The following is an 11854-nucleotide window of genomic DNA, read 5'->3' as shown; positions in this document are numbered from 1 at the left end:
CAACGACCACCTTTCGGTGGTCATCGCGTGCGAGGTTCTCTATCACATTTCTGTGAATTTCCACTCCAGGTGGAACCCGATTTCTCGGGCGGCGCTGCCTTTTGCGCTCGCTCAGGGCAGGTCTTACTGATGCGTATTATAGTATCGCAGCGATAATTGTCAAATTATTTTAGCTTTTATCTATACACTGCCGCCAGCCTCAGCCCTTCTTCTTTATTGATCGAGTACAAATGTGCCATCAGCACATCAGCAGCCAGTGCCGTTTGACGATTGGCGAGCAGCGCATTTTTAATACCGCCTGCGTCTGCTATTGCTTCCTGCCCCAAAAGAATCGATAACGGTATGTCTTTCATTTTAGATCTCCTTGTAATTTAAAAAATCTTTCCTGCGCGGCCAGTTCTTCCGAGGCTCGGGCGAATATGGCTTTAAGTATTCATCTTCGATCACACCAGCAATTTCCAGTGCATCGGCTAGCCTGACAACCGCAGCCCAAACATCCGGCTCTTTTAAGATGCGCTCTGTAAAAGCCATTAAAAACGAGTATTCATTGATATAAGGCAAGGCCTGCGACAACCCTTTTGCCAAGGTTACCCTCGGCAGAATATGTACTCCTCCCGCCGCCCATTGCCCTGCGGATTCTGTATGGATCGATAACAACTTCTAAGCGACCGTCTTTAATGCGATGTTGCTCAGAATGAAACATCACACACTCCATCAAGTCGGCATGGGCTTGTCCGAGACGTCCGTCAACAGTGACACAACCAAACGCCGTTTGAATTGTTTTGATCAGCTGTTTAGGCCTGCGTGTCGCCTGGAACGCGCACAGCCGCACCGGCGTTGCTGTAGTGGTCGGCAGTCGCTTAATACCACTCATCATCGCCTCCTGATGCTTTCGCGTAACTTTGATCCTTTGGCCTCGCTTCCTTCTTCGCCTTGTCCGCCCATCCCAACACGCCGCCTTTAAGCCGATTCAGCCATGACGCCGCGCCTGTGTCCCCGTAATTGCTCTTGACCGTTGCCACGCGCACCCAGCTTTTGCGCATTTCGTCGTCAATGCCGCACTCCTCCATCTCCTTTTTATTTGGCGGAGTCATGTTGACCTGCCACCGGACAGACGTCGTCAATGCTGATGCGCCACGAGCAGACGCCCAGTCTTCTCGATCGCCGTTCGACTTGCCTACATGATGTAAAAGAATGATTGTGCAGCCGGTCTCGCGGCAAATTGTATAAAGGCAAGAAATTAAGACTGCCGCCGCCCCGTTATCGTTTTCATCCCCGCCGCCATTTAAAAATAATAGAGGATCGATAATTGCGAGCCGCTGCCCGGCGCAGTAATGTTTGAGCGTCGCAAGGAAAGGGCCAGGCCGGTATCCCCCGCCTGTCTTCTCGACGATCCGCATGTCGTAGCCCTTGGCAGAATGAACGAAAAGGAACCGGTCTGCCGCTGCCGCCTGCTCTGCTGTCAGCTGTTCTCCGCTTCGCAGCCAATACAGTCGCTCTTGCAGAATTTTTTGGTCGTCTTCACCCATGATGATTGTCGTCGGGCCGATTTTTGGCACATCCCAGAGGCCGCCAGCAACCGGCTTGCCGGTAGCCATGGCAAAGCCGATATGCAGAGCTAAAAACGATTTACCGATGGCTCCCTGGCCGACGATCATGCCGACGGACTGCGCAAGCAATCCGGGCAAAATGAAGTCGAGCTGCGGGCGGACTGCAGCGTCGGTGAGCGTGATGCGAGGTAGCTGGATGATTTCACTCATGACCAGCTCCTTCCGACTTGCCCGTCCGTGGCTTGTAAGTTTTCCCCTTTACATTGATGAGCCCCCGCCGTTTCGACCAATCCAGCAGATCTACGAAGAAAACAGCTATGTCCCAAGTGTCAACAAAGGCCTCATTGCACGTAGTTACAAACTCGCGGGCGAATGTTCTGACCATGTGCGCGATCTCGTCATGTTTTTCCTGGGAATGCTGATGGCGTAGGTTCGATTCCCAATCCTCCAGTTTTTTTCTCGCCTGACACATGCGAGCGCATCGCTCGTTGTGTTCTTTCTCCTTCTCGGTTAGCGGGCCGTTCCTTTTCCACGGCTTGTCCCATCTGTTGAACTCTGCGTGATCCATAGCTTCATCATCGCCCCAGCTATCGCACTGACACAGTCTAATCATGATTAGACTCCAGCAATCTTGGACTGAGCGCGAAGCTCACGCACGGATATGCTTCTGCGAGCCGCCTCAATGCTCTCCATTTTGCTCGGGCGACCTGGCTTGACCTCGACTATTTTTTAAGCGCGGGAACGCTCAAATGAGCTTGTGACTCGCCGGTGTGCAGGTATTCTTGGATATCTGTTTCGAAGCAAATAAGTTTGCCGCCAATTTGGCGTACACGAACAGGGAAAATTTCGCGGCCACGCGCGACGTATGCTGCGGCAGGTGTAAAACCGAGGCGCACAGCAGTGGTTTGAAATGAATTTACATCTTGGTGTGTTGCGAGAGTCGAACTCATGAAGCAAATTTCCTTTCAGAAATTTACTTCCCGCTGTGACCCCTCGCACGAGTCACGCTACACGGCACTTGATCAGCATGGGCAATTGCGCTGTCCTCAAGTCTCTGTACTTCCAGCCGTGCTTTGTCGTTTATCTAACCGCTGCGCGTACTTCGAATACCGCGCCACAGAAGCCTGTTCCTTATTTACCGAGTGGATGCAAGATAATCGTCTCGTTTGTTTATTAGAATAATTCTACAGCCTTGATTGCCTCAAGTCAAATTCAGACAGGACTTTTTTAAATCCGTCAAGACTATATAAATCAACATGTACTAAATTTTGGAAAACCTCAGCTTACCGTTCGTCACAAACGACAGGCGGCAATATCCTGTTAGAAATTGTCTAATGATTGGATTTTGAAGTGGGTTTAATGTGCTGTGGCGGCGCTGCGATGAATTTGTCACACTCTTGTCACAGCGAAGTGTGACAGAAGGTAGAAATACGCTGTAATGTCTTGTAATATTAAAACAGGCAAAAAGCGCTTAAAGCCACGCATTCATTAGAAATTTTGGTGCCCAGAACCGGAATCGAACCGGTACGCCCTTTTCAAGGCGACGGATTTTAAGTCCGTTGTGTCTACCAATTTCACCACCCGGGCGGATGTTTGGAGGTGCGTCCCAGAGTCGAACTGGGCTAACCGGATTTGCAATCCGGGGCATAACCGATTTGCTAACGCACCCTACAGTAAAACCTGAACTGAAATAAATAAGGGAAAGCATGATGCTTTCCCTTGAATTTGGAGCGGGAAAAGAGGCTCGAACTCTCGACCTATACCTTGGCAAGGTATCGCTCTACCAACTGAGCTATTCCCGCAGTGAAGCATCGCAAAACTTGAAAAACCAAACCCCAAAATAACTGGAGCGGGAGAAGAGGCTCGAACTCTCGACCTATACCTTGGCAAGGTATCGCTCTACCAACTGAGCTACTCCCGCATTGCGAGGGCCGAATTATAAGGATTTCTGAAACCGTGTCAACTTTATTCTGCGTATTTTTACAATTTAAATAAGCGTGCAAAATTTTCACTGGTTTGCCGCCCCACCTCCGCCACACCGACACCTCGCAGCAACGCAATTTCTTCAGCCACATGTTTCACGTAGGCTGGTTGATTGAGCTTACCCCTGAACGGCACCGGTGCCAGATACGGCGAATCGGTTTCAATTAAGATGCGCTCGAGCGGCACACGCTGCGCGACCTCCTTGATCTGCAGCGCATTTTTGAACGTCACAATCCCGGAAAATGAGATATAAAAACCCATATCCAGCGCGGCTTGCGCCACCTCCCAGTTTTCAGTAAAGCAATGCATGACACCGCCGATGCTACCGGCGCCCTCTTCTGCCATCAGGCGCAGCGTATCCTCTGCCGCACTGCGAGTATGAATAATCAAGGGTTTGCCGCTAAGCCGCGCTGCGCGAATGTGGTTACGAAAGCGTTCGCGCTGCCACTCAAGATCGCCGGTCAGCCGGTAATAATCCAGCCCCGTCTCGCCTATCGCAATGATTTTAGGGTGCTGTGCCAGCTCAACCAGGCGCGCGACCGTCGGCTCTTCGACATCCTCGTAATCCGGATGCACGCCGACCGAGGCATAGATGTTCTGATATTCGGATGCCAATGCCAGCACCGATGGAAAATCGCGCAGATTGACTGAAACGCACAGCGCCGCCAGCACCTCGTTTTGTTGCATTTTTGCGAGCACGTCGTCAATGTTTTCAGCCAACTCATGAAAATTGATATGGCAATGGGAGTCTATGAATGACATAAGTTCGTTAGGATGATTGACGGGTAAGCTGACAATAGGTGAACAGCAGGGATTCAAAAAATAATTTCGGATTGAGCGTATGTTGCGATTCGCGCTTCGCCGTTTGCAGATAGCTTTGCAGGCGCGCAAGATTAATCGCATCCAGATTGGACACCAGAGCGGAAATGGCCGCCTGTTCCGACGGGTGATAACGCAATGAACCTGCCATCTTTTGCGCAATCAAATCGTAACACCACTGCTGCAACCACTGCACGACCAACACCTGTTCGGTTTTCTGCAAGGCATCCGCCATCGCGAACACATCCATGGCTCCCGGCTGCCGTAACGCGCGCAACAACTTCTCACGCACATCCATGCCGCCCTCATTTGCCGCCAGTTTAGCCTGCAGCGGCGAGAATCCCGCGTAAGCTAACACCTCAGCGGGATTTTTCACTCTCTGAGCTGCCAGCCATGCCGTGGCCGTCGCCGCATCCGGTGCTGCCACGCTAAACGACAGGCAACGGCTCAGCAGTGTCGGTAACAGCACTTCCGGTTTGTGGGTTACCAGAATGAACAGCAGACCCGGTGGCGGCTCTTCCAGATTTTTCAACAGTGCATTGGCAGCGTTCGTGTTCATCGCTTCCGCCGGATGAATAATCACCACGCGCCGCCCGCCCTGGTGCGCGGTCATACCCATAAAATCGGACAGCGCACGGATCTGATCGACTGAAATCTGCCGGCTGGGCTTCTTACCGGCTTCCACTTCCTCAGTTTCAGACTCCGGCTGCACCATGCGAAAATCGGGGTGAGAACCCTGAATAAACCAATGGCACGAAGGACACACGCCGCATGAAAACCCGTTGCCCGACGGATGCTGACACAGCAAAGCACGGGCATAACTGATCGCCAGATCGAGTTTGCCTATCCCCTTCATGCCCTGAAACAGCAACCCTTGCGAGGCGCGTTCGCGCAAAGCCTGCAAACGCGTCCAGTCGTCTTTTTGCCAGGGATAGAGCGTGCTCATAGGCCTAAATTTGCGACGATAGACTGCAACTGCTGCTGCACAAGCGCGATCGATTGCGCCGCATCGATCACCGCATAGCGCGGTGGATTTTCTGCCACGCGCCGGTGATATCCTGCGCGCACCCGCTCGAAAAATTCGCCCTGTTCCTGCTCAAAACGATCGAGCGAGACGTTATTCGACAGCCGCGCTCTGGCCACTTCCACAGGCACATCGAAAAACAGCGTCAAATCAGGTCTCAAATCCACCCACTGCTCCAGCTGCCTGAGCTTATCCCAGTCCATGCCACGCCCGCCGCCCTGATAAGCAAAACTCGCGTCCGAAAAACGATCCGAAATCACCCATTTACCGGCAAGCAAGGCAGGCTTGATGATCTGTTCGACGTGTTCTACCCGCGCGGCAAACATCAGCATCGCTTCCGTGCCGATACTCATAGGCTGATTGAGCAGCATCTCGCGCAACTGCTCGCCAAGCGGCGTCCCACCCGGCTCACGAGTCACGACAACATCCACACCGTGCTGCCGCAACGTCGCGGCAAACCAGGCCAGATGGGTACTCTTGCCCGCCCCGTCCACCCCTTCAAATGTAATAAATTTAGCCATAATTTCGATCTGATCGTGGTTGATAGCGTATCAAAAACAGAAAAATATCCAGTGACACTTGCTATTTCTGATACTGATACACCGCCCGGTTATGTTCGGACAGATTGCTGGAAAACTTAGAACTGCCATCGCCGCGCGCGACAAAATACAGCGCATCGGTCTTAGCCGGATGCAGTGCAGCCTTGAGCGCTTCGGCGCCCGGCAAGGCGATGGGTGTAGGCGGTAATCCGGCACGGGTATAGGTATTGTAAGGGGTGTCGCTGGTCAAGTCGCGCTTGCGCAAATTACCGTCAAACGCCTCGCCCAGCCCGTAGATCACCGAAGGATCTGTTTGCAACATCATATGGAGGCGCAATCGATTAGTGAACACGCCGGCGATCATCGGCCGGTCGGAGGCCGTTCCCGTTTCCTTCTCAACGATAGAGGCGAGAATCAGCGCCTGATAAGGCGTCTCCAACATCAAGCCCGGCTCTCTTGCCAGCCAGGCATCATTGAGCCGCTGCTGCATCAGTTTATAGGCCATTTTCAGCAGCTCGATGTCGCTGCTGCCGGCGGCGACAGAATAGGTTTCAGGAAAAAATAAACCCTCCGGATGTATCTCGGCCGCACCGATGCGCTGCAAAATCTCCCGGTCTGACAGCCCCTGCGTATCATGCCTGATATACTGATTCGCATTCAGCGCACTGCGCAATTGCCGGAAATTCCAGCCTTCGATGAGGGTGACTTGGCTGCGACTGACATTACCCTGCGTGATCATATCCAGCAATTCCATTTTGGATACGGCATGATCCAGCTGATAGACGCCCGCCTTGATTTTTCCCGCGCGCCCCTGCAACCTTGCAAACAGCACGAACAACTTAGGATTATCCAGCAATCCGGCCTGTTCGAATTGACGGGCGACCGTCGTGAGATTCCCTCCCTGATTCAGCGCAAATTCGTACGGAAGCACCGGCGGCGTCATCGGACTGTAGGCGTAATAAATTGCCCCGCCGAACACCGCCAGCAAGAACGTCATCAATTTAGCCATGATTCATCCTGTTCAAATAACACCTGAAATTGCACTGTACGACTCAAGTCAAGCCAGCGGCACTGCTCAAACTGCGCCACCGGCCACAATCCGAATACGCTGTTGGTCAAAAATACCGCATCCGCCGCACACAATTCGGCGAGTTCCACATCACGCACTTCGACCGACAGGCCAATTTCCCGGGCATACGCGATCACGCGATCGCGCTGCACACCCGCCACTCCGCAGCGCGACAAATCAGGCGTAATCAGGCGATCGCCTGCCATTAAAAACACATTGCTGCGCACCCCCTCGATGACGCGCCCCTCGGTATCGAGCAGCAACCCTTCATCCGCATCAGTGCATTCGGCGGCAGCCAGCACATTTTCCAGACGATTGAGATGTTTGATGCCCGCCAGACGCGGTTGCGCGGCTAGTCGCAACGCGCACAAACGCAGCGTCACGCCAGTGCGGCAGTTATCAGGATATGCGGGTATGGCAGAAATATCCCATACATGAGTTGGTTCGGCATCAGGGGCCGGCGCATAGCCGCGCACAGACAAACCGCGCGTGACGATCATTTTATAAACAGCGTTGGGATGTGCCGGCATCAATCCGGCCAGTTCAGCGGACAAACAGGCGAAATCCGGACAATTGATGCCTAGTTTTTCGCAATCGTTTTGAAGTTTTTGATAATGGAGCGGCCAGTGTTGCGGCCTTCCCTCGCGGACGCACAGGGTACGAAATACCCCGTCGCCGTAAAGAAAGCCGCGATCCCGAATGCTGAGGGTGTTACCTGGCACGCCATTGACCAGCATCTGATCAATCAGCGGTTAAACTTTGCTGAACACCAGCGTACCGTTGGTTCCGCCAAAGCCGAAGTTGTTGTTCATCGCCACATTGATCTTCATGTCGCGCGCTTCGTTCGCACAGTAGTCCAGATCGCACTCCGGATCCTGCTCGAAGATATTGATGGTCGGTGGCGATATTTGGTGATGGATGGCCAGTACCGAGAAGATAGACTCGATGCCGCCCGCGCCGCCTAACAAATGACCGGTCATGGACTTGGTGGAATTCACAACCAGCCGACTTGCGTGATCGCCAAAAGCAAGTTTAATCGCCTCAGTCTCATTCTTGTCGCCCAGCGGCGTAGAAGTACCGTGCGCATTGACGTACTGTACCGCATCGGCATTCAGACCGGCATTTTTCAACGCGTTCTGCATGCTGCGTTTTGGGCCGTCGCTGTTAGGTGACGTGATGTGATAAGCATCGCCGCTCATACCATATCCTGTGACTTCGGCATAAATCTTAGCGCCGCGCGCTTTCGCGTGCTCATACTCTTCGAGTACCAGTGCGCCTGCACCTTCGCCGATGACAAAGCCGTCGCGATCCTTATCCCACGGACGGCAAGCCGTTGCCGGATCATCGTTGCGCGTACTCAAAGCACGGGCCGAAGCAAAACCGCCGACCGCCAAAGGACCGATGGTGGCTTCCGAACCGCCTGCGATCATCACATCCGCATCGCCGTATTCGATCATCCGCGCCGACTCGCCAATGCAATGCGTGCCGGTCGTACAGGCCGACACCATCGCCAGATTCGGGCCTTTCAATCCGTACATCACGGACAGATTACCGGAAATCATATTGATGATCGTGCCGGGAATAAAGAAAGGTGAAATTTTACGCGGTCCGCCCGCCAGATAATCGTTGTGCGTCTCCTCGATCGTCGGCAAGCCGCCGATACCGGATCCGATATTCACCCCGATGCGTTCGGCATTCTGGTCCGTGACTTCCAAACCTGAATCCTTGAATGCTTCCATCCCGGCGACTAAACCGAAATGGATGAATTTTCCCATGCGACGGGCATCTTTGACCGGCAGATATTGTGCGACATCAAAATTTTGCACTTCACCCGCAATCTGACTCGCAAGCTGACTCGCATCGAAATGCGATATTTTGACTATCCCGGACTTACCCGCGACTATGTTAGCCCAGGCAGCAGAAATACCGATACCGACGGGGGAGACAATCCCCAGACCGGTCACAACGACTCTACGTTTAGACAAATTAGCTCCGCCGACAGTGAATAATTACTTTTGATGAGCCAGGACGTAATCGATGGCTTGTTGTACAGTGGTAATCGTTTCTGCGTCTTCATCAGGGATTTCGCATTCGAATTCTTCTTCCAGCGCCATCACCAGCTCAACGGTATCAAGGGAATCAGCACCCAGATCGTTGACGAAAGACGATTCGTTCTTTACTTCAGATTCGTTCACGCCCAGTTGTTCAGATACGATCTTTTTTACACGCAGCTCAATAGACATTTTAAGACTCCCACCCTGTTATAAGTTAAAAAAGCTTGTGCATTGTACCAAAGTTGCCGGAAATTCCCAACTACATCCGCAAAACGAGCAAACAAGCAGATGAAACAAAACCGTTATTCGCCCCGCAAAACGAGTAACGGCGGTATTTGTGTTAAGCGGCGCGTCGACAAATACCCCACCAGCATTACCAGAAAAATACCGCCTGTCACTCCTGCCAGCCATATAAAACGGTTCGAGCCGTAAGGAATATCCAGCACATAGTGCGCCAACCCCCAACCCAGTGCCACCGCACCAACCGATGCCAGCAAACCGCTTAACAGTCCGATTACTGCAAACTCACTCAGGTACAGACGTCGCAAATAGGCACTCTCCGCACCCAGTACGCGCAAAACAGCGGCTTCATGAATCCGCTCGTCCTGCGTTGCAAGCAGGGCCGCATACAGCACCAGCAGTCCGGACAACAGGGTATACACAAACACCACGCTGATCGTTTGCGCGACGTGTTCGATAATGCCGCGCACCTGTTCAATGACATCGCGAATATCGATCAGCAGCATATTGGGAAATTGCCGGGAGAGCGCATCACCCGCCTGCACTTTATCGGACGGCAGATAAAAGCTGGCGAGATAACTGGCAGGATAATCCTGCAACAAACCGGGCGTCGCAATTACGAAAAAATTCACCCGCATCGAATCCCACTGTACGCGGCGCAGACTGGTGACCGGCGCTGAAAAATGGCTGCCCGCCACGTCATAGGTCAATTGATCGCCCAGATGAATATTCAAGGTCTTGGCGATCCCCTCTTCAACTGACAACTCGGCATTATTATCTTCATTTCCCCGCAAGGGGGACGCCGGTGTGTGCCCGATGCCTGCGGCATCACTCTCCCGCTGCCACCATTTACCCTGCACCAGCGTATTCCAGGCAGGCATTTTTTGGGCATAGGACAAATTGAACTCCCGCTCAATCAGACCCTTCGCCCTAGCATCAGAAAAATTACCGGCGCTGACGGCCTGCCCGTTGACGGCAACAAGACGCCCTTTCACCATAGGCAACAATTCAGGCTCAGATACGGCCTGCTGCCTGAAAAATTCCTGCAAAGACAGACGCTGTTCGGGCTGAATACCAACCACAAAACGGTTTGGCGCATCAATCGGCAATTTCCCCTGCCAGTTTTGCAGCAAATCCCCGCGCACCAGCGTCAGCACCAGCAAGGCCATGCCGCCCAGACTCAGCGCGACCACCTGCACCGCCACACTGCTTGTTGCCAGTTTGCGCAAGGAATGCGGCCACGCATATCGCACGGCCGTATAGGCCAAAATCCGCAGCCACAACCAGGCCACACCCCACGCCAGCAAGAGCCCGACTAGCAATCCCGCCAATACAAATATCCCAAGCTTGAAGGAACCTGCCTGCCACAAAAACAGCGCTGCCAGCACCAGGGCCGCTGCGCCGTACACCAACCAGCCACTGACACCCGGCAAGCCCAGTTCGCGTCGTATCACGCGCAGCGGAGAAATTCGGCGCAATTGCAGCAAAGGCAAAAAGGCAAAACCGAACAGCAAGGCAAAACCGCTCAGTGCCGCCTTGATGGCGGGCAAAAATCCCGGTTGCGGCAACTCTGCTGCGCGCATCACCCATTCAACGAGCGCTGCCTGCACCAGATAACCCGACAGCAAACCAACTGACACAGCGAGGAGTCCGGCGATCAAGAATTGATACAAAAAAATCCGCAGCAGCGCCGATTGCGTTATTCCTAAGCAGCGCATCACCGCGCAAGCATCCAGATGCCGTAACACGTAACGCCGCGCCGCCAGCATCACCGCAACGCCGGCCAGCAGCGCCGTAGTGAGGGCTGCCAAGCCCAGGAACTGCTCCGCGCGCTCCAACGCAGTGCGAATTTCCGGACGCGCGTCCGTTACGTCTTCGAGTTTTTCGCCGCTTGCGAGCATCTCCTTTAACGCCATGCGCAGTGCAGAGATGGGCGCAGGCTCTCCCGCGATCATCAGCCGGTACGCGATGCGACTGCCCTCTTGCAGCAAGCCGGTACCCGCCACATCCGCCTCATTCATCAATACACGCGACGAAAAACTGGCAAAACCGACCGACTGATCGATGTCTTTGACGATGCGGGCAGATACGACAAAGCGTCGCTGCCCCACACCCAGCTCATCGCCGATATGCAGATCAAAACGGCGCATCAGCCGCTCGTCCACCCATACCGAACCCGCATGAGGGATCCCTGTTGCAACATGCGTTGTGCCGTCGTTGATGTCGAGCTTGCCGCGCAACGGATAACCCGCCGGCACAGACTGAATCTCGGCTAACGTCACCTGATCCTGATGCGACACCATACTGGGAAAGGTTCGACTTTCCGCCACACGAAGGCCGTGCATCTCTGCCAGTTTGCGGTATTCGGGCGAAAACGGGCGTGTTGAGCTGATGCGCAGATCCGCCCCCAGTAAACTGGCCGCCTGCTGGCTCAATGCCTGACGGACCCGGTCGGCAAACAAACCCACGGTCGCGAGACTACCCACCGCCAGCACTAACGCCAGCATCAACACGCGCCACTCTCCTGCGCGCCAGTCACGACGGAAAAAATTCAGCGCCTGCAAATAGCTCCGCAT

The 11854-nt window shown here is 53.7% G+C and carries 13 protein-coding genes and 4 tRNA genes; all 17 read right to left on the bottom strand.

The genetic code is table 11. The features are described from left to right. Positions 1-176 precede the first annotated feature (176 nt). Positions 177-353, bottom strand: coding sequence for a hypothetical protein (locus tag GALF_RS15665; protein ID WP_013292797.1), 177 nt, complete (start codon positions 351-353; stop codon positions 177-179). Between the two features lies 1 nt (position 354). Next, complete coding sequence (locus GALF_RS15480) at positions 355-585, bottom strand: hypothetical protein (protein ID WP_013292796.1); 231 nt, start codon at positions 583-585, stop codon at positions 355-357. Positions 586-860: 275 nt separating this feature from the next. Then, entirely contained in the window at positions 861-1760 is a 900-nt protein-coding gene (locus tag GALF_RS04120) for an AAA family ATPase (RefSeq protein ID WP_013292794.1), read from the bottom strand. Beyond that, complete coding sequence (locus tag GALF_RS04115; protein WP_013292793.1) at positions 1753-2163, bottom strand: hypothetical protein; 411 nt, start codon at positions 2161-2163, stop codon at positions 1753-1755. Before GALF_RS04115 ends, GALF_RS04120 begins: the two co-directional genes overlap by 8 nt. 109 nt (positions 2164-2272) lie before the next feature. After that, the gene (locus GALF_RS04110; protein WP_013292792.1) at positions 2273-2500 is read right to left on the bottom strand and encodes a hypothetical protein; all 228 of its coding nucleotides are present in this window, start codon (positions 2498-2500) and stop codon (positions 2273-2275) included. A 548-nt stretch (positions 2501-3048) separates the two neighbouring features. Next, positions 3049-3137 (bottom strand) — tRNA-Leu (locus GALF_RS04105). Positions 3138-3144: 7 nt separating this feature from the next. After that, positions 3145-3218, bottom strand: a tRNA-Cys gene (locus tag GALF_RS04100). A gap of 58 nt (positions 3219-3276) precedes the next feature. Further along, positions 3277-3352: transfer RNA gene (locus GALF_RS04095), tRNA-Gly, on the bottom strand. 43 nt (positions 3353-3395) lie between these two features. Continuing rightward, a tRNA-Gly gene (locus tag GALF_RS04090) sits at positions 3396-3471 on the bottom strand. 59 nt (positions 3472-3530) lie between these two features. After that, positions 3531-4295: a TatD family hydrolase gene (locus GALF_RS04085; protein WP_013292791.1), complete on the bottom strand. Its 765-nt coding sequence runs from the start codon at positions 4293-4295 to the stop codon at positions 3531-3533. A 7-nt stretch (positions 4296-4302) separates the two neighbouring features. Further along, on the bottom strand, positions 4303-5298 hold the full coding sequence (gene holB / locus GALF_RS04080) for a DNA polymerase III subunit delta' (RefSeq protein WP_013292790.1): 996 nt from the start codon (positions 5296-5298) through the stop codon (positions 4303-4305). Continuing rightward, positions 5295-5897: a dTMP kinase gene (gene tmk, locus GALF_RS04075; RefSeq protein WP_013292789.1), complete on the bottom strand. Its 603-nt coding sequence runs from the start codon at positions 5895-5897 to the stop codon at positions 5295-5297. Before tmk ends, holB begins: the two co-directional genes overlap by 4 nt. A 61-nt stretch (positions 5898-5958) precedes the next feature. Beyond that, positions 5959-6924: an endolytic transglycosylase MltG gene (gene mltG, locus GALF_RS04070; RefSeq protein WP_013292788.1), complete on the bottom strand. Its 966-nt coding sequence runs from the start codon at positions 6922-6924 to the stop codon at positions 5959-5961. Next, positions 6912-7721 (bottom strand): aminodeoxychorismate lyase, encoded by an 810-nt coding sequence (gene pabC / locus GALF_RS04065; RefSeq protein ID WP_013292787.1) that lies wholly within the window; start codon positions 7719-7721, stop codon positions 6912-6914. Before pabC ends, mltG begins: the two co-directional genes overlap by 13 nt. A 15-nt stretch (positions 7722-7736) precedes the next feature. Continuing rightward, the gene (gene fabF / locus GALF_RS04060) at positions 7737-8969 is read right to left on the bottom strand and encodes a beta-ketoacyl-ACP synthase II (protein WP_013292786.1); all 1233 of its coding nucleotides are present in this window, start codon (positions 8967-8969) and stop codon (positions 7737-7739) included. Positions 8970-8993: 24 nt separating this feature from the next. Beyond that, on the bottom strand, positions 8994-9227 hold the full coding sequence (gene acpP / locus GALF_RS04055) for an acyl carrier protein (RefSeq protein ID WP_013292785.1): 234 nt from the start codon (positions 9225-9227) through the stop codon (positions 8994-8996). 113 nt (positions 9228-9340) lie between these two features. Further along, positions 9341-11854, bottom strand: a complete 2514-nt coding sequence (locus GALF_RS04050; protein WP_013292784.1) for an ABC transporter permease — start codon at positions 11852-11854, stop codon at positions 9341-9343.

The organism is Gallionella capsiferriformans ES-2 (genome assembly GCF_000145255.1).
In the GTDB taxonomy this organism is placed as follows: Bacteria; Pseudomonadota; Gammaproteobacteria; order Burkholderiales; family Gallionellaceae; genus Gallionella; species Gallionella capsiferriformans.
Note: the sequence above shows the minus strand (reverse complement) of the source record. Positions and strands in the feature narration are given on the sequence as shown.

Coding starts and splice junctions, on each gene's coding strand:
- GALF_RS15665 (WP_013292797.1), bottom strand. CDS start 353: ATGAAAGACATACCGTTATCGATTCTTTTGGGGCAGGAAGCAATAGCA.
- GALF_RS04120 (WP_013292794.1), bottom strand. CDS start 1,760: ATGAGTGAAATCATCCAGCTACCTCGCATCACGCTCACCGACGCTGCA.
- GALF_RS04115 (WP_013292793.1), bottom strand. CDS start 2,163: ATGATTAGACTGTGTCAGTGCGATAGCTGGGGCGATGATGAAGCTATG.
- GALF_RS04110 (WP_013292792.1), bottom strand. CDS start 2,500: ATGAGTTCGACTCTCGCAACACACCAAGATGTAAATTCATTTCAAACC.
- GALF_RS04085 (WP_013292791.1), bottom strand. CDS start 4,295: ATGTCATTCATAGACTCCCATTGCCATATCAATTTTCATGAGTTGGCT.
- holB (WP_013292790.1), bottom strand. CDS start 5,298: ATGAGCACGCTCTATCCCTGGCAAAAAGACGACTGGACGCGTTTGCAG.
- tmk (WP_013292789.1), bottom strand. CDS start 5,897: ATGGCTAAATTTATTACATTTGAAGGGGTGGACGGGGCGGGCAAGAGT.
- mltG (WP_013292788.1), bottom strand. CDS start 6,924: ATGGCTAAATTGATGACGTTCTTGCTGGCGGTGTTCGGCGGGGCAATT.
- pabC (WP_013292787.1), bottom strand. CDS start 7,721: ATGCTGGTCAATGGCGTGCCAGGTAACACCCTCAGCATTCGGGATCGC.
- acpP (WP_013292785.1), bottom strand. CDS start 9,227: ATGTCTATTGAGCTGCGTGTAAAAAAGATCGTATCTGAACAACTGGGC.
- GALF_RS04050 (WP_013292784.1), bottom strand. CDS start 11,854: ATGCGGAGCTATTTGCAGGCGCTGAATTTTTTCCGTCGTGACTGGCGC.